We start from the raw sequence: 15,977 nt of genomic DNA on the forward strand, positions 1-15,977 counted from the left end.
TCTGGGACATCCGCCCCTGGCGGGGTTCACGGAGGATCTGGTGACCGGCCAGTGGACCGTCGACCCCACGCCCGCCTCGCTGCGCGAGCCGCCGGCCGGCCGCCGGGTCTGTCTCACCCTCGGGCTGTCCTTCCGCGAGGTGATGGGCGGCGACCAGGCTTCCGTACCGGATCTCCTGGAGGCGCTCGCCGGGCTGGACGCCGAGGTGGTGGCGACCCTCGACGCCGGGCAGCTCGCTGAGGTCGGGCGGGTTCCCGACAAGGTGCGGGTGGTGGACTTCGTGCCGCTGGCCGCGCTGCTCCCGTCCTGTTCCGCGATCGTGCACCAGGGGGGCTTCGGCACCGCGCAGAACGCGCTGGCGCACGGCGTCCCCAGCGGATCATCCCGCAGCTCGGGGGAGCGTGCGGCGAGCGAGGCCACGTGCCGCTCCCGCATCGTGAGGCGGCCAGGGTCACGAACAGCACACGCATGGCGGGGAGCCTGGGAACCGTGCCTCGACACGGCCTCGACTCCCGTTGGTGTCGGCGCCGTCGTACGCGCACCGAAGGCCGCCACCCACCGAACGCCGGCGCGTGCCGTACGCCCGGATGTGCCGGCCCGACGTCAGCGGGCGGGCAGCCAGGCCTCGTCGTCGGTGGCGTGAGCCAGGATGCGCTGGAGAAGGTTGAGCAGGGTCTCGGCCTCGTCCGGGGCGAGGTCGCCCAGCAGCTCCGCCTCCACCTGCTCCAGGGGCCCGTCGATACGGCTCAGCAGGTAGTGCGCGGTGTCGGTGATCTCCAGCCGGCGCGAGCGGTCGTCCGCGCCCGGACGCCGGCGCACGTGGCCCGCCTCGACGAGTTCGTTGACCAACTGGTGCACCGACTGCCGGGCGATGCCGAGCTGACGGGCCAACTCCGCCATGGTCAGCTCGGGTTCGAGTGCGAGCTGGGCGAGCAGACCGTACTGACGCACCGTCAGGTCGTAGGCCGCCAGCCGCTCGTCCACCCGGCGCGTCGCGACCGTGCTCGCCACGGCCAAGAGATAGGGGATGTGGGTCCTCAAGGCGCTGCCACCTCAACCGTCGGAGCCCGTGGGCCTCTCGCTCCGACCGTACGTCATGTGCCGCTCCGCGGCCGTGGGCGATGGGCGTTCACCAGCCGTTCGAGGACCGGGACGATCCCGGCGGGCGTCGGTGTCCCGAGCATCTCGGTGCTCACTCGGCTCGCGGCGTGTGCGAACGACGGGTCGTCCAGGACTCGCCTCACCATCGCGCGCAGCCGGCCGGCCGTGAGCCGCTCGGGCGGACACGTCAGGGCCAATCCGGCCGCCTGGGCCCGCTCCGCGCGCGGGGTGTTGCACGCATCCGGGACGGCACGACGACCTGCGGCACCCCGTGGGCCAGTGCGGTCAGGAAGGTGCCCGCGCCGCCGTGGTGGATGATCGCCGCGCAGCTCGGCAGCAGTTCGTTCAGCGGGACGAAGTCGACCGCCCGGACGTTCGGCGGCGTCGGCCCGAGGGCGTCGAGCTGCTCGGCGTTGAGGGTAGCCACCACCTCCACGTCGAGGTCGGCCACGGCCTCCAGCAGCTCGCCGACCGACGCCTGGTCCTCGCCGACGACCTCCCGGAAGGAGACGCCGAGGGTGAGACAGATCCGGCGCGGCCCGGCCGGCCCGGTACCGCTCGCGCAGCAGCCCGACGAGGTCGAGACCGAACATCAGCCGGGCGTGCGCGGCACCGCTCGCACGGGCGGCGACCGGCCCCGCGTACGTCATGGTGTCCCAGACCACCAGGTGCGGCCGCCAGTCCCGGGCGAAGGCCACCAGGTCGTCGATCATCCGGTCCGGCACCGTGTTCCGGTGGACCAGAGGCGTCCAGGCGGCGAAGACCCCGTGCAGGTACTCGGGTGTCAGCCGCTCGGGGCGGACCTCCCCCGGATCGAGCACCCGCAGCCAGGCGTCGTCGCGCAACTCGTCCGCCAGGCCCGAGTCGTCCGGGTTCATCTTGGCCGCCACGTGCAGGGGTTCACCGACCGGCACCGCCGTCAGGCCGGCGCGGGTGATGTCCTCGGCGACGTCCGGCTGGGTCGCGACCCGCACCTCGTGGCCGGCCGCGCGCAGCGCCCAGGCGAGCGGGACCTGCGCGGCCACATGGGTGGTGGCACCCGCGCCTCCCGTCCCCAACGCCCGTCGGCGCGGGCCCGTTCACGCCGGACCGACGTCCGGTCCGGTCACGTCCGGGTCCGGGTCGGCGGGCCTTCCCTTGAGTTCGTGGAACCCGGGGGTCCCGGCCACCACCAGCTTTCCGTCCCACAGCCGCCCCGCCTCCTCCCCCTCCGGTACGCGGGAGAGGACCGGCCCGAAGAAGGCGAGCGGGGGACGGTGCGGGTCCGCCGGATCCCCGACCGCCACCACCGGCGTCCCGGGCCGCGGGCCCAGGAGCCGTAGGGCCTCCGCGTGCGAGGCCCGCAGCTCCTCGTCGTAGGCGGTGGACTCACCGGCCGCCGCCAGTTCCGTCGGCAGGCCGGCGTGGGCCAGCGCCAGGACCGGATCGTTGATCCACTTCCTGGCGGTGCCGCCGCTCCCGCCGGGGGAGTCGAGAGCGGCCCACAGCGAGGCGTGGAAGCGGCCCAGCGCCTCCTGCCCGTGGTGGTGGCGGACGGCGGTGCCGATCCGCACGGGCACCATCAGGTACCCCTCGGGGTCGCCCTCGGGATCGTCGTCCCGGTCCTCGTTGAGGAGGGCCAGGCTCATCAGGTGCCAGCGCGGCTCCAGCGGGCGGACCGCGGCGGCCTCCCGCAGCCAGCGGGCGGTCAGCCAGGTGTACGGGCAGGCGGGGTCGAACCAGACGTCGGCGGTGCGGGGTTCGGGACGCGGGGCGCCCCGGCTGGCTTCGGCGGTCACGGTGCGGTGCTCCTGCGGTCATGGCGGCGGGTGGGGGCGGGCGGCGCGTCATACGGAGGCGTTGCGCATGCCCCGGATGCCCGCGAAGACCCCGAGCACCGCGATGGCCGTCGCCGCGAGGACTCCGTACAGCACGCTGGTCGTGGCGAACCGGCCGTCGAACAGGGCTCGTTCGGCCTCGACCACATACGTCGCGGGGTTGATCCTGCTCAGGACGTAGAGCCAGGCGGGAGCCGAGGCCTGGGTGATGGGCAGCAGGACACCGGAGAGCAGCAGCAGGGGGAAGAAGATCATCTGCTGCACTCCGTAGAACAGGGTCTGCTGCTTGCGGGAGTGGAGCGCCAGGGTGAAGGAGAGCGCGCCGATCCCGATGCCGAAGACGGTCAGCAGCGCGAGGCCCGCCAGGGCGCCGAGAGGTCGGAGCCGGAAGTCGGTCGGCAGCAGCAGGACGAGGATCAGCAGGGCCTGTGTCAGCAGGATCACGACCTCCTTGAGCGCCCGCCCCACGAGCATCGCCGCCCGGTTGAGCGGGGTCACGAGCATGCGTTCAAGGGCCCCCGAGGACATCTCGTTGAGCAGGGAGGCCCCGGCCCCGGCGGTGGCGGAGAGCGCCAGCAGGACGAGCATGCCCGGCACGAACCACTGCCAGGGGGAGCCCGTGCCCGTGTCCGCGCCCGCGGGTCTCATGCCGGAGAGCAGGGGCGCGAAGAGGGCGAGGAAGAGGAAGGGCAGCAGCATGGTGAAGAGGAGGCCGGCCGGCTGGCGCAGCTCGGGACCCAGCTCGCGGGCGAACGCGGTGCGGGTGTCGTTGAGTACCTTCATGGTCAGCCTCCGTCGTGCGTGGCGGTCGGTGCGGTGGCGTCGGCGCTCTCCCGCAGGGTGCGGCCGGTCAGGCTGAGGAAGACGTCGTCGAGAGTGGGGCGGGTGAGCCGGGCGGTGACGGCCCGCACCCCGACGGCCTCCAAGTTGCGCAGCAGGAACGGGAGTTGGGTGTCTCCATGGGGGGTGCGCACTCGCACCTCCCGGTCGTCGACGCTGACGTCGTGGACGGTGGGCAGGGCGCGGGCGAGCTCGCCGGCCCGCTGGGCATCGGCGCCGTCGGTGGTCCCCAGGGTGATGCGGTCGCCGGCCAGGTCGGCCTTGAGGTTCTCCGGGGAGTCGTCGGCGATCACCCGGCCGTGGTCGACCACCATCACGCGCCGGGCCCAGAGATCGGCCTCCTCCAGGTAGTGGGTGGTGAACACGATCGTGGTGCCCGACTCCTTGTGCAGCCGCAGCACGTGCTCCCAGATGTTGGCGCGGCTGTGCGGGTCGAGCCCGGTGGTGGGCTCGTCGAGGAAGAGCAGTTCCGGCTCGTGGACCAGGGCCATGGCGATGTCCAGGCGGCGGCGCTGACCGCCCGAGAGGGTGCCCACCGTCCGCTTGGCCAGGCCCTCCAGTTCGAGCGCGGGCAGCAGTTGCTCCGCCCGGGCACGGGACTTCGCGCGGCTCAGGCCGTACGCGCGGCCCTGGGTGATCAGCTCGTCGCCGACCCGGAAGTTGCTGCCGGCGCTGTTGCCCTGGCCGAGACAGCCGATGCGGTCGCGGACGCGCGACGGGGTGGTCAGCACGTCGTGACCGGCGACGACGGCGGTGCCCGAGGTCGGTGGGAGCAGGGTGGTCAGCATCCGCAGGCTGGTGGTCTTCCCGGCGCCGTTCGGGCCGAGGAAGGCGACCACGGAGCCGGCCTCGATGTCGAGGTCGAGGCCGCGCACGGCCGCGACGGTCTCCCCTTTGGCGCGGAAGCTGCGGGTGAGCCCTCGGGTGTGAATCATGGTTTCTCCCGTACGGGGTTCAGGGGGGGCGAGCAGGGGGTCTCGGCCCGTGCCCGGACCGGCTGCCCCGGTTCCGGGGCAGGGTGAGGGAAAGTCAGATGCTCTGGGCCCTTGACTTCTTCGAGCTTAGAAGCGCTAATGACGTCTTTGTCAGCCTTCCTGACGGTCCCGATCCGCTCTTCGAACCGTCCCCGCACCCCCACCCTCCGGACCGTCGTGTAGCTGTCGGCCCCACCCTTCCGGCCCGTCGGGAGCCGCCCCCTACGGGGAGCTGTCGAGCGGACTCACCCTCGGCCACCGGACGAACGGGCAGATCACGGTGGACGCCTCGCTGGACGCCGCGTGACGATCCCACGGCGGGCCCCGCTCGCCGCGGCGCTGATCCTCGCCCCCCGACGAGGGGTGGGGCGCGCCAGGCTTCGTCGGGCCCGCCCGACGTGGGCGAGGAAGTGACCCACATCGGGGCCCGGCCGTGCGACGATGCCGGTATGAATCGACTGGCTGACGAGCAGTCGCCCTACCTACTCCAGCACGCCTCCAATCCGGTGGATTGGTGGCCATGGGGAGAGGAGGCGATGACGGAAGCTAAGCGGCGGGACGTGCCCATCTTTTTGAGTGTGGGCTATGCGTCCTGCCACTTATGCTTCTGCTGATCCACTGGTGTCATGTCCTCGCGCACGAATCCTTCGAGGACGAGGCCGTCGCGGCCTACATGAACGAGCACTTCGTCAACGTGAAGGTGGACCGCGAGGAGCGGCCCGACGTCGACGCCGTCTACATGGAGGCCGTACAGGCCGCGACCGGCCAGGGCGGCTGGCCCATGTCGGTCTTCATGACCTCCGAGGGCGAACCCTTCTACTTCGGTACGTACTTCCCGCCCGAGCCGCGGCACGGCATGCCGTCCTTCCGGCAGGTGCTCGAAGGCGTCCGGAGCGCGTGGGCCGACCGCCGCGGCGAGGTGTCCGAGGTTGCCGAGAAGATCACCCGCGACCTCGCGGCCCGCGAGCTGGACCACGGTACGGGGGGACTGCCCGGTGAGGAGGAGCTCGCCCAGGCGCTGCTCGGGATCACCCGGGAGTACGACCCGGCGAGCGGCTGGCTCGGCGGCGGTGACACCAAGTTCCCGCCGAGCATGGTGATCGAGTTCCTGCTGCGCCACCACACCAGGACCGGCTCGGAGGCGGCCCTGGAGATGGCCGAGGGCATGTGCGGGGCGATGGCCCGCTCCAGCCTCTACGACCAGCTGGGCGGCGGCTTCCACCGCTATGTCCTGCGCCCGCGCCCGGGCGCCGCGCTGGTGCCGCACTTCGAGAAGATGCTGTACGACAACGCCCTGCTGTGCCGGGTGTACGCCCACCTGTGGCGGGTCACCGGTTCCGCCCTCGCGCGCCGGGTCGCCCTGGAGACCGCCGACTTCATGGTGCGCGAGCTGCGCACCAACGAGGGCGGGTACGCCTCCGCGCTGGACGCCGACAGCGACGACGGGGCCGGACGCCACGTCGAGGGCGCGTTCTATGTCTGGACGCCCGCACAGCTGGCCGAGGTCCTTGGCGAAGGGGCCGGGGAGGCGGCGGCGCGGCACTTCGGTGTGACGGCGGACGGCACCTTCGAGGAGGGGGCCTCGGTGCTGCAACTCCCGCTGGGCGAAGGTGAGTTGGAACCTTCCGCGTATGCCCGGCTGCTCGCGGCGCGGGAGCTGCGGGAGCGGCCGATGCGGGACGACAAGCTGGTCGCGGCGTGGAACGGCCTGGCGATCGCGGCGCTCGCCGAGGTCGGCGCGCTCTTCGGCCGCCCGGACCTCGTCGAGCGCGCCACCGAGGCCGCGGACGTGCTCGTACGGCTCCACATGGACGGCCACGCGCGGCTCGCCCGGACCTCCAAGGACGGTCAAGTGGGCGTGAACGCGGGCGTGTTGGAGGACTACGCGGATGTCGCCGAGGGATTCCTGGCACTGGCCGGGGTGACGGGGGAGGGGGTCTGGCTGGAGTTCGCCGGGTTCCTGCTCGACATCGTCCTGGACCAGTTCGTCGGCGAAGGGGGCGTCCTCTACGACACCGCGCACGACGCGGAGGAGCTCATCCGGCGGCCCCAGGACCCGACGGACAACGCGACGCCCTCGGGGTGGACGGCCGCGGCCTCGGCCCTGCTGTCCTACGCCGCCCACACGGGTTCCTCGGCGCACCGGGAGGCCGCGGAGGGGGCGTTGGGGGTGGTCCGGGCGCTCGGGCCGCGGGCGCCGCGGTTCATCGGGTGGGGGCTCGCTACGGCGGAGGCGGTGCTGGACGGGCCCCGGGAGGTCGCGGTGGTGGGTTCCCCCACGGATCCCCTCACGGGGGCGCTGCACCGTACGGCGCTGCTGGCTTCCGCACCGGGGGCGGTGGTGGCGGTGGGGGCGCCGGGCTCCGCGGAGTTTCCCCTTCTCGCGGGGCGGCCGTTGGTGAGGGGCGGGCCGGCGGCGTACGTGTGCCGGCGGTTCACCTGCGAGGCGCCGGTGACCACGCCGGAATCCCTGGCGGAGGCCCTGGGCTAGCCCCCGGGGCTCCGCCCCGGGCCCGGGGTTTTCTGCCCGCCTGCCTGCCTGCCTGCCTGCCTGCCCGCTCGCCCGCCCGTTGCTCGGGGTCGGTTGGTTCCGGCCCCGGGGCGGTGTCGTTCGTGCGGCTTCGCCGCGGTGGGCGCGCGGGCGCGACCGGCGGGGACGCCGGGTCACCTACAGGGGCGCGGGGAACTTCGCGACCGGCCTGGCACGGTCCCCGGACGGAGGCGGGTTCCAAGGGGCGCGGGGAACCGCGGGGGCCTCGGTGGGCCAGGGGTGCCCACGGAGGCCCGGGGTTACCCGGGAGGGGTTGGGGGGAGGCCCGAGTCGAGCGTCGTCATCGTCCGGGCGATGAGGTCCAGGAGGTCGTCCTGGTGATCCCGCTCCGCCCAGTACACCGACGCCTCGTGCAGCGCGCCCAGCACCGACATGGCGAAGACCCGGACCTCCAGGTCCACCGGGCGACCGGCCCGCTCCGCGAGCACGTCGCACAGCAGCCGGCTCGTCGCCGCCACCGACTCCATCATCCGGGCCCGAAGCGCCGGCACCTCCGCGATCAGGCTCGTCCGCTGCAACGTCTCCTCCCGCGCGTGCAGCAACAAACGCCGGGCCGCCTCCGTGACGACGTACCGGAGGGACTCCAACGGCGCTTCCCCGGCCGGCCGGGACCGCATCTCCCGCAGCATGACCGGGTCGAACTCGTCCGTGAGGACGATGTCCTCCTTCGTCGGGAAGTAGCGGAACACCGTTGAGGGGGAGACCTCCGCCGCCTCCGCGATCTGCTCGACCGTCGTGGCCTCGTAGCCCTGCTCGGCGATCAGCCGGTACATGGCCCGGCGGATCGTCGAACGCGTCTTGATCTTCTTCCGCTCGCGCAGGCTCAGTTGCGGCTGGAGGCTCTCCGCGACCGAGTCGACGGAGCCGCCCGGTTCGGCGGCGGGGCTGGGACGGGAGGTGGCGGCCATGGTCGTCATTCTCCGCCATCGGCCCCGGCCCCGGCTCCGGTCCCGCCATCGGCCCCGGCCCCGGCTCCGGTCCCGCCATCGGCCCCGGCCCCGGCTCCGGTCCCGCCATCGGCCCCGGTCCCGGCTCCGGTCCCGCCATCGGCCCCGGTCCCGGCTCCGGTCCCGCCATCGGCCCCGGCTCCGGCCCCGGTCCTAGCCCCGGCCGAGGCCGAGGTACCGGCACCCGCACCCGCACTCGACCCGGCACCCGCATCCGCCCCCGCACCCGCCCCCGCACCCGGCTCCGAGCCTGGCAGCTCGTCCTTCGGCAGCAGAGCCGCGGCGAGCAGCGCCGTCGCCAGTGCGGCGACCGCGCAGACCAGCAGCACGACGCCCATGCCATGGACGTACGCGGAGTCGGCGGCCCGGGCGAGATGCGCGTCGCCCGTCCTCGCCGCGACCAGATGCGCCGCCACCACCGAGTCGCCGGCCGCATGCGGAGCCCCGGCCGGCAGCCCGTCCGCGTAGACCCCGGCGAGCAGCGACCCGAGCAGCGCGATGCCGATCGCGCCGCCCACCTGACGTACCGTCATGAGCAGTCCCGAACCGCTGCCCGCGCGGTCCGGCGGCAGCGTCGAGAGGGCGGCCGTCATCGCGGGCACCATCGCGAGCCCGAACCCGAGCCCGGCGACCGAGAGCCACAGCGCGGTGAACCCGTAGCCGTCCCCGGTGCCCGTCCGGGTGCCGAGCAGCGCCGCGAACGCCAGCACCACGAGCCCCGCGCTGATCACGCCCCGCGCCCCGAACCGCGAGGTCAGCGCCCCCGTGCCCCTGGCCGCGACCATCAGGCCGCCCATCAGCGGCAGCATCCGGAGCCCGGTGCCGAACGCATCGCTGCCCAGCACCGCCTGGAGGTAGGGCGGCAGGACGAACATCAGGCCGGACAGGATGAACATGACCAGCGTCGCCGCGAGCGTGTTCAGCAGGAACGGCCGGCGGCCCAGCAGGGTGAGGTCCAGCATCGGGCGGGCGGCCCGCCGTTCCCGTACGGCCAGGGCCGCGATCAGCAGCGCGCCCGCGCCCAGCATGGCCAGCACCAGCGGGCTGCTCCAGCCCCGGCCCGGCGCCTCGATGACGGCGTAGATCAGCGCGCCGAGCCCGGCCGCGGTGAGCGCCGTGGACAGGACGTCCAGCCGGGGCGACGAGGGGTCGCGGGTCTCGGGGAGCAGGAAGGCGCAGGCGGCTATCCCGATGGCGACCATCGGGACGTTGATCAGGAAGACGGAGCCCCACCAGAAGTGGTCGAGCAGGAACCCGCCGACGATCGGGCCGAGCGGCATCCCGAGCGCGGAGGCGGCGGTGACGATGCCGACGGCCTTGCCGCGCTCGTCCGGAGCGAACAGTGAGGGCAGCACGGCGAGGGCGAGCGGCATGACGAGCGCGCCGCCGACGCCCATCACCGCACGGGCCGCGACGACCGGCGCGACACTGCCCGCGAGCGACCCGACGAGCGAGCCGACGAGGAAGATGCCGAGCCCGGTGATCAGCATCCGGCGGCGCCCGAAGCGGTCGCCGAGCAGGCCCGCGGGCAGCATCAGCGCCGCGAACACGATGACGTACGCGTCCGCCATCCACTGCTGCTGACCGGTGGTGGCGCCGAGCGACCCGGCCATGGTCGGCAGCGCCACGTTGAGGATCGTCATGTCGAAGCCGAGCACGAGCATGCTCGCGACCATCGCCCCGAGCGCCCACCAGCGGCGCGGGTCCGGGGCCGGGGCGGGGTCCGCCGCAGGGGGTGTCTTGGCGGTGCCGGCGAGGGGTGCGGGTGGTGCTGCGGGCGGTGATGCGGAGGGTGCTGCTGACGGTGGTACGGGCGGTGTCGTCATCCGGGGCCTCCTCGAAGAGTTCCGTATCGGCGAGTTCCGTATCGGCTGGTCGCGTACGCGGCGTCGGGCCGCGGCCGCGCAGCATGGAAGCTTCTTCCTTTTGGAAGTAACTCTCAAAAGCGTCTGACTGTCAACATCTGCGCCGGTACAAGAGCCCATACGAAAAGGGCCCCGGCGCTGGTGCGCCAGGGCCCTGGATCGGGCGGGTCGGGCTATCCGTGCTGGTAGGCGACGAGCGAGATGCCCACGTAGTGGACGACGAACGCGGCGAGCGTCAGCGAGTGGAAGACCTCGTGGAAGCCGAAGAAGCGGGGGGACGGGTTCGGGCGCTTGATGCCGTAGATCACGCCACCCGCGCTGTAGAGCAGCCCGCCCACCACGACCAGGACGAGCACCGCGATGCCGCCGGTCCGCATGAAGTCGGGCAGGAAGAACACGGCGGCCCAGCCCATCGCCAGGTAGCAGGGCGTGTAGAGCCAGCGCGGGGCGCCGATCCAGAACACCCGGAAGGCGATGCCGGCCAGCGCCGCCGCCCAGATCGCCCACAGCAGGACCCGGCCGGTGGAGCCGGGCAGCAGGAGGAGGGTGAGCGGGGTGTAGGTGCCCGCGATGATGAGGAAGATGTTGGCGTGGTCGAGGCGGCGCAGGATCGCCTCGCCGCGCGGGCCCCAGTTGCCCCGGTGGTAGAGGCCGCTGACGCCGAAGAGCAGACAGGCGGTCAGAGCGAAGATCCCGCAGGCGATCCGCGCCTTGGTGGAGCCCGCGAACGCGGTGAGCACCAGGCCCGAGATCAGTGCGGCCGGGAACATCCCGGCGTGCAGCCAGCCGCGCATCTTCGGTTTCACCATCTGTGTCACCGGGTCGATCGCGTGAGCCATCACCTGATCAGTCATGGTCCGCATGCTACCTACGGACCCGTAGGTTACGGATAGGTACGGCCCGTCACCGTGCGTCCCGCGGCCGTCGGGTAAGTGAACGGCAAATGGCAGTTAAGAAGGCGGTAAGTGGTGATGCTCACGTGAGAGGCCCCCTGGACATATGGGCGAACGACGCGGAAGATCAGATGAGTGCGGTCGGCACCGGATGAGCGCCAAGAGGATCCACGGGGTCAAGCATCCGGGTCGCAGCCCCCACGGGGCGGCAATGCAGTAGTACGTCAAACCCCTCAAAAGACCCTCATCTAGGAGCGATCGTGGCGCGCGATATCGCGGCTCCCCTCTCTGTCCCCACCAAGCACCAGGAACTGATCTCGTGGGTCAACGAGATCGCGGAACTGACCCAGCCGGACAGTGTGGTCTGGTGCGACGGATCCGAGACCGAGTACGAGCGCCTGTGCGGGGAGCTCGTCGCCAAGGGCACCTTCAAGAAGCTGGACGAGAGCAAGCGCCCCAACTCGTACTACGCCGCCTCCGACCCGCGTGACGTCGCCCGGGTCGAGGACCGCACCTTCATCTGCTCCGAGAAGGAGGAGGACGCGGGCCCGACCAACCACTGGAAGGCCCCGGCCGAGATGAAGGCCGTCTTCGCGGGGGACGAGGGCATCTTCCGCGGTTCGATGCGCGGGCGCACGATGTACGTAGTCCCGTTCTGCATGGGCCCGGTCGGCTCGCCGCTGTCCGCGATCGGCGTCGAGATCACCGACTCCGCGTACGTCGCCGTCTCGATGCGCACCATGACCCGCATGGGACAGCGCGTCCTGGACGAGCTGGGCACCGACGGCTTCTTCGTGAAGGCCGTCCACACCCTGGGGGCGCCGCTCGCCGAGGGCGAGGCGGACGTGCCGTGGCCGTGCAACTCCACGAAGTACATCTCGCACTTCCCGGAGTCCCGCGAGATCTGGTCCTACGGTTCGGGCTACGGCGGCAACGCCCTGCTCGGCAAGAAGTGCTACGCGCTGCGCATCGCCTCCGTCATGGCCCGCGACGAGGGCTGGCTCGCCGAGCACATGCTCGTCCTCAAGCTCACCCCGCCGAACGGTGAGCCCAAGTACGTCACGGCGGCCTTCCCGAGCGCCTGCGGCAAGACCAACCTCGCCATGCTGGAGCCGACGATCCCCGGCTGGAAGGTCGAGACGATCGGCGACGACATCGCCTGGATGCGCTTCGGCGAGGACGGCCAGCTGTACGCGATCAACCCCGAGGCCGGCTTCTTCGGCGTCGCGCCCGGCACCGGCGAGCACACCAACGCCAACGCCATGAAGACGCTGTGGGGCAACTCCGTCTTCACCAACGTCGCGCTGACCGACGACGGCGACGTGTGGTGGGAGGGCATGACCGAGACGGCGCCCGCGCACCTCACGGACTGGAAGGGCAACGACTGGACGCCCGCGTCCGACACCCCGGCCGCCCACCCCAACGCCCGCTTCACCGTGCCGGCCGGGCAGTGCCCGACCATCGCGCCGGAGTGGGAGGACCCCAAGGGCGTGCCGATCTCGGCGATCCTCTTCGGTGGCCGCCGCGCCTCCGCGGTGCCGCTGGTCACCGAGTCGTTCGACTGGAACCACGGCGTCTTCCTCGGCGCCAACGTCGCCTCCGAGAAGACCGCCGCCGCCGAGGGCAAGGTCGGCGAACTGCGCCGCGACCCGTTCGCGATGCTGCCGTTCTGCGGCTACAACATGGGCGACTACATGGCCCACTGGGTCAAGGTCGGAGCGACCGCGGACGCGGCCAAGCTGCCGAAGATCTACTACGTGAACTGGTTCCGCAAGAACGACGCGGGCAAGTTCGTGTGGCCCGGGTTCGGCGAGAACAGCCGCGTCCTGAAGTGGATCGTGGAGCGCCTCGAAGGCAAGGCGGACGGCGTGGAGACCCCCATCGGCATCCTGCCGACCAAGGAGTCCCTGGACACCGCGGGCCTGGACCTTCCCGAGGCCGACCTCGACTTCCTGCTCAAGGTCGACAAGGAGGTCTGGCGCGAGGAGGCGGCGCTGGTCCCCGAGCACCTCAACACCTTCGGGGACCACGCGCCCAAGGAGCTGTGGGACGAGTACCGCGCCCTGGTGTCCCGCCTCGGCTGACCCGTCCGAAGCCCCCTCCGGTCGCGGCCGCCTGTCCTGGCTCGGCCGGAGGTGCGCGGCGGGTCGGTTCGACATCCGCCCTGACCTGTGGGGTCACTCGTGACCCGCCGCGCATGGACCGGCCCCCGGAGTCCCCTCACGGCTCCGGGGGCCGGCCTTTTCGCGCGTGCCGCACCAGAAGTACGCCGCCGGGCCGCACCAGAAGTACGCCGCGCGTGCCGCACCAGAAGTACGCCGCCGGGCCGCGCGCCGCATCGCGCGTGCGTCAACTCGGGCCTACGTCACGGCACTTGGGGAAGTGGCACCCGGTCCGCGGACCTCCGCGGCTCGCGGACCGGGGCCGAACAGGGGCCGCTTCAGGAAGCGGCGGTGAGCGAGCCGGCCGCCGCGTGGGCGTCCATGCGCTCCGCTGCCAGGATCGCGGCGGCGGTGTCGGCGCGCGAGGCGGCGACGAGGAGGGCGCGGCCCGCGAGCGCGTGGGCGCGGGCGTGCAGGGCGCTCGCGTCCGCGCCGCTGAGCCCCGCGTGGCGCACCGGCGGCAGTCCGCCGCGCAGCCGCGCGACCTGGCGGGCGATGGCGTCCCCGGCCTCGGTGAGCCCGAGCTCGTCGGTGACGGCGAGCAGCGCGGAGAGGTGTCCGGCGAGCTGGATGTCCAGCTCGTCCTCGCGGGAGCGGTGCGGGATGCGGGCGTCGTCGGCGGCCATCGTCGTGTGGACCGACTTGGTGCGGATCGGCTCGTACATGGGAATGGCCTCCTGAGTGTTTCAGGAAGCCATCCTAGCTTAGATTCAGTCTAAAGTTGAGCCGGGTCCCAGCCGGTCCTCCCGGTGCGGTGCGGACGGCCCGGGCTACATCTGGCTGTAGCCCTCCAGGAAGTCCCCGATCCGGGTCACCGCGTCCGCCAGGTCCTTGGCCGAGGGCAGCGTCACGATCCGGAAGTGGTCGGGCTCGGGCCAGTTGAAGCCGGTGCCGTGCACCACCATGATCTTCTCGGCGCGCAGCAGGTCGAGGACCATCTGACGGTCGTCCTTGACCTTGTAGACGGCCGGGTCGAGCCGCGGGAACAGGTAGAGCGCGCCCTTCGGCTTCACACAGCTGACCCCGGGGATCCGCGTGAGCAGCTCGTACGCCGTGTCGCGCTGTTCCAGGAGCCGGCCGCCCGGCAGTACCAGCTGCTCGATCGACTGCCGGCCGCCGAGCGCGGTGGCCACCGCGTGCTGCGAGGGCATGTTCGCGCACAGGCGCATGTTCGCGAGGATGGTCAGGCCCTCGATGTACGAGGAGGCGTGGGCCTTGGGCCCGCACACCGCCAGCCAGCCCGAGCGGAAGCCGGCCACCCGGTAGTTCTTGGAGAGCCCGTTGAAGGTGAGCACCATCAGGTCGGGCGCGATGACCGCGGTCGGCGTGTGGGTGGCGCCGTCGAACAGGATGCGGTCGTAGATCTCGTCCGAGCAGACGACCAGGTTGTGGCGGCGGGCGATCTCGGTGAGCCCGCGCAGCATCTCGTCGTCGTACACCGCACCCGTCGGATTGTTCGGGTTGATGATGACGATCGCCTTGGTGCGGTCGGTGACCTTGCGCTCGATGTCGGCGAGGTCCGGCATCCAGTCGGCCTGCTCGTCGCAGCGGTAGTGCACCGCGGTGCCGCCCGCGAGCGAGACGGAGGCCGTCCACAGCGGGTAGTCGGGCGCCGGGACGAGCACCTCGTCGCCGTCGTCGAGCAGTGCCTGCATCGACATCTGGATGAGCTCCGAGACGCCGTTGCCGAGGTAGACGTCCTCGACGTCGAGTTCGATCCCCTTGGTCTGGTAGTGCTGCATCACCGCGCGGCGCGCGGACAGCAGGCCCTTCGCGTCGCCGTAGCCGTGCGCACCCGACAGGTTCCGGAGGATGTCCTCCAGGATCTCCGGCGGGCACTCGAAGCCGAACGCCGCCGGGTTGCCCGTGTTCAGCTTGAGGATGCGGTGGCCCGCCGCCTCCAGGCGCATGGCCTCTTCGAGAACCGGGCCCCGGATCTCGTAACAGACATTGGCGAGCTTGGTCGACTGGATCACCTGCATGACGGCCACCTTACGACCGTGTTTCGCCGGGTGCCTCGCCATTTGGTGCGGTCGGGTCGTGGGGGCGCGGGCGCCGGCTTCCATCGCAATGCGCCGGCCCGGGGCTGCCCGGGGATTGCTGGTCGCCGGGCGCGACCAGGCTTGGAATGGGAGTGCGGGGCGTCCGGGGTGAGATCTTGCCCACCCCGGCCAGTGCGGCCGCCCCCGCCGACCAGCCGGCCGCCGCCCCCCACGCCGCGCCGAACACCGCTCCGGCCGCCGCGTAGAGCAGCCAGCCGACGGGTCCCGCCTCCACCAGGCGGGCCGTGACCAGGCCCCGCCACGCTCCCGAGGCCGCCGCGCCCGCGATCAGCGCGGTCCAGCCCGCGAGGAAGCGGCGCGGGCGGCCCGCGTCCGGGTGCCGCCGCAGCTGCCGCCGCATCCGCAGCACGGACACCGCGACCAGGACCGCCACCGCGAAGTCCTCGCACAGGAGCTGGGTCACGCCGGTGCCGCCCAGGGGCACCGCACGCAGCGACGGCAGTGCGAACGGCACTCCGAGCGCACTCGGCACCAGGGCCGGGCCGGTGCGCGCGGTGAACGCGGTCAGGGCCGGGGTCAGGCCCAGGAGCAGCGCGAGCAGCAGGCAGACCCCGGCGACGGCGGCCACGGCCGGCTCGATCCGGGGCAGCCGCGGCCGGGGGCGCGTGGACGGCCGCGGACGGGGACGCGTGGACGGCGGCCCGAACGGGCGGGTGGACGCACGCGCGGGCAGGCGCACGGACAGACGCATGGCCGGACCCTAGGGCACCGCACGAGCGATGAGAAGATGCTGAACAATTCTCAACTCCGCCTGTGAACAGGGG

The 15,977-nt window shown here is 72.4% G+C and carries 13 protein-coding genes and 3 pseudogenes; 3 read left to right on the top strand and 13 right to left on the bottom strand.

The annotated features are described in order from the left end of the window. Positions 1–40: 40 nt before the first annotated feature. The gene (locus ACFYNP_RS17640) at positions 41–643 is read left to right on the top strand and encodes a glycosyltransferase (protein WP_388786323.1); all 603 of its coding nucleotides are present in this window, start codon (positions 41–43) and stop codon (positions 641–643) included. On the opposite strand, the gene ACFYNP_RS17645 is transcribed toward ACFYNP_RS17640, so the two are convergent. From ACFYNP_RS17645 to ACFYNP_RS17675, 7 genes and pseudogenes are all read right to left on the bottom strand, one after another. Further along, complete coding sequence (locus ACFYNP_RS17645; protein WP_388786325.1) at positions 604–1,041, bottom strand: MarR family winged helix-turn-helix transcriptional regulator; 438 nt, start codon at positions 1,039–1,041, stop codon at positions 604–606. The genes ACFYNP_RS17640 and ACFYNP_RS17645 overlap by 40 nt on opposite strands. Positions 1,042–1,094: 53 nt before the next feature. Next, entirely contained in the window at positions 1,095–1,430 is a 336-nt protein-coding gene (locus tag ACFYNP_RS17650; RefSeq protein WP_388786605.1) for a nucleotide disphospho-sugar-binding domain-containing protein, read from the bottom strand. Continuing rightward, positions 1,382–1,552 (bottom strand): annotated as a pseudogene (locus tag ACFYNP_RS17655) (glycosyltransferase); the annotation flags it as partial. The gene ACFYNP_RS17650 and the pseudogene ACFYNP_RS17655, both read right to left, overlap by 49 nt. Before the next feature lie 97 nt (positions 1,553–1,649). Continuing rightward, a pseudogene (locus ACFYNP_RS17660) lies at positions 1,650–2,126 on the bottom strand (glycosyl transferase family 28); the annotation flags it as partial. A gap of 54 nt (positions 2,127–2,180) precedes the next feature. Beyond that, on the bottom strand, positions 2,181–2,879 hold the full coding sequence (locus tag ACFYNP_RS17665; RefSeq protein ID WP_388786326.1) for a disulfide bond formation protein DsbA: 699 nt from the start codon (positions 2,877–2,879) through the stop codon (positions 2,181–2,183). A 48-nt stretch (positions 2,880–2,927) separates the two neighbouring features. Then, positions 2,928–3,701 (bottom strand): ABC transporter permease, encoded by a 774-nt coding sequence (locus ACFYNP_RS17670; RefSeq protein ID WP_388406128.1) that lies wholly within the window; start codon positions 3,699–3,701, stop codon positions 2,928–2,930. 2 nt (positions 3,702–3,703) lie between these two features. Continuing rightward, positions 3,704–4,693, bottom strand: a complete 990-nt coding sequence (locus ACFYNP_RS17675) for an ATP-binding cassette domain-containing protein (RefSeq protein ID WP_388786328.1) — start codon at positions 4,691–4,693, stop codon at positions 3,704–3,706. Positions 4,694–5,181: 488 nt separating this feature from the next. Between ACFYNP_RS17675 and ACFYNP_RS17680 the strand changes: the two are divergent. After that, positions 5,182–7,223: pseudogene (locus ACFYNP_RS17680) on the top strand (thioredoxin domain-containing protein). Positions 7,224–7,522: 299 nt separating this feature from the next. Here ACFYNP_RS17680 and ACFYNP_RS17685 read toward each other — a convergent pair. The 3 genes from ACFYNP_RS17685 to ACFYNP_RS17695 form a co-directional block, all read right to left on the bottom strand. Beyond that, positions 7,523–8,191, bottom strand: a complete 669-nt coding sequence (locus ACFYNP_RS17685) for a TetR/AcrR family transcriptional regulator (RefSeq protein WP_388406136.1) — start codon at positions 8,189–8,191, stop codon at positions 7,523–7,525. Between the two features lie 5 nt (positions 8,192–8,196). Next, positions 8,197–9,906 (bottom strand): MFS transporter, encoded by a 1,710-nt coding sequence (locus tag ACFYNP_RS17690; protein ID WP_388786608.1) that lies wholly within the window; start codon positions 9,904–9,906, stop codon positions 8,197–8,199. Between the two features lie 362 nt (positions 9,907–10,268). Continuing rightward, a complete protein-coding gene (locus ACFYNP_RS17695) occupies positions 10,269–10,949 on the bottom strand; it encodes a hemolysin III family protein (RefSeq protein ID WP_388406138.1) in 681 nt (226 codons plus the stop codon). Between the two features lie 299 nt (positions 10,950–11,248). On the opposite strand from ACFYNP_RS17695, the gene ACFYNP_RS17700 reads away from it, so the two are divergent. After that, entirely contained in the window at positions 11,249–13,072 is a 1,824-nt protein-coding gene (locus tag ACFYNP_RS17700) for a phosphoenolpyruvate carboxykinase (GTP) (protein WP_388406141.1), read from the top strand. A 356-nt stretch (positions 13,073–13,428) separates the two neighbouring features. Here the strand turns inward: ACFYNP_RS17700 and ACFYNP_RS17705 are convergent, their stop codons facing one another. The 3 genes from ACFYNP_RS17705 to ACFYNP_RS17715 all read right to left on the bottom strand — a co-directional run bounded on the left by ACFYNP_RS17705 (position 13,429) and on the right by ACFYNP_RS17715 (position 15,904). Further along, entirely contained in the window at positions 13,429–13,815 is a 387-nt protein-coding gene (locus tag ACFYNP_RS17705) for a hypothetical protein (RefSeq protein WP_100574830.1), read from the bottom strand. A 105-nt stretch (positions 13,816–13,920) separates the two neighbouring features. Then, positions 13,921–15,132, bottom strand: a complete 1,212-nt coding sequence (locus ACFYNP_RS17710) for a pyridoxal phosphate-dependent aminotransferase (protein WP_388406143.1) — start codon at positions 15,130–15,132, stop codon at positions 13,921–13,923. 10 nt (positions 15,133–15,142) lie between these two features. Further along, complete coding sequence (locus tag ACFYNP_RS17715; RefSeq protein ID WP_388406145.1) at positions 15,143–15,904, bottom strand: hypothetical protein; 762 nt, start codon at positions 15,902–15,904, stop codon at positions 15,143–15,145. Between the last annotated feature and the right edge of the window lie 73 nt (positions 15,905–15,977).

The sequence above is a fragment of the Streptomyces sp. NPDC006691 genome (assembly GCF_042869955.1).
In the GTDB taxonomy this organism is placed as follows: Bacteria; Actinomycetota; Actinomycetes; order Streptomycetales; family Streptomycetaceae; genus Streptomyces.

Excerpts from the sequence above, each read along its gene's own strand:
- ACFYNP_RS17670 (WP_388406128.1), bottom strand. The coding sequence starts at position 3,701 with ATGAAGGTACTCAACGACACCCGCACCGCGTTCGCCCGCGAGCTGGGT.
- ACFYNP_RS17685 (WP_388406136.1), bottom strand. The coding sequence starts at position 8,191 with ATGGCCGCCACCTCCCGTCCCAGCCCCGCCGCCGAACCGGGCGGCTCC.
- ACFYNP_RS17675 (WP_388786328.1), bottom strand. The coding sequence starts at position 4,693 with ATGATTCACACCCGAGGGCTCACCCGCAGCTTCCGCGCCAAAGGGGAG.
- ACFYNP_RS17690 (WP_388786608.1), bottom strand. The coding sequence starts at position 9,906 with ATGGTCGCGAGCATGCTCGTGCTCGGCTTCGACATGACGATCCTCAAC.
- ACFYNP_RS17710 (WP_388406143.1), bottom strand. The coding sequence starts at position 15,132 with ATGCAGGTGATCCAGTCGACCAAGCTCGCCAATGTCTGTTACGAGATC.
- ACFYNP_RS17715 (WP_388406145.1), bottom strand. The coding sequence starts at position 15,904 with ATGCGTCTGTCCGTGCGCCTGCCCGCGCGTGCGTCCACCCGCCCGTTC.
- ACFYNP_RS17695 (WP_388406138.1), bottom strand. The coding sequence starts at position 10,949 with ATGACTGATCAGGTGATGGCTCACGCGATCGACCCGGTGACACAGATG.
- ACFYNP_RS17705 (WP_100574830.1), bottom strand. The coding sequence starts at position 13,815 with ATGTACGAGCCGATCCGCACCAAGTCGGTCCACACGACGATGGCCGCC.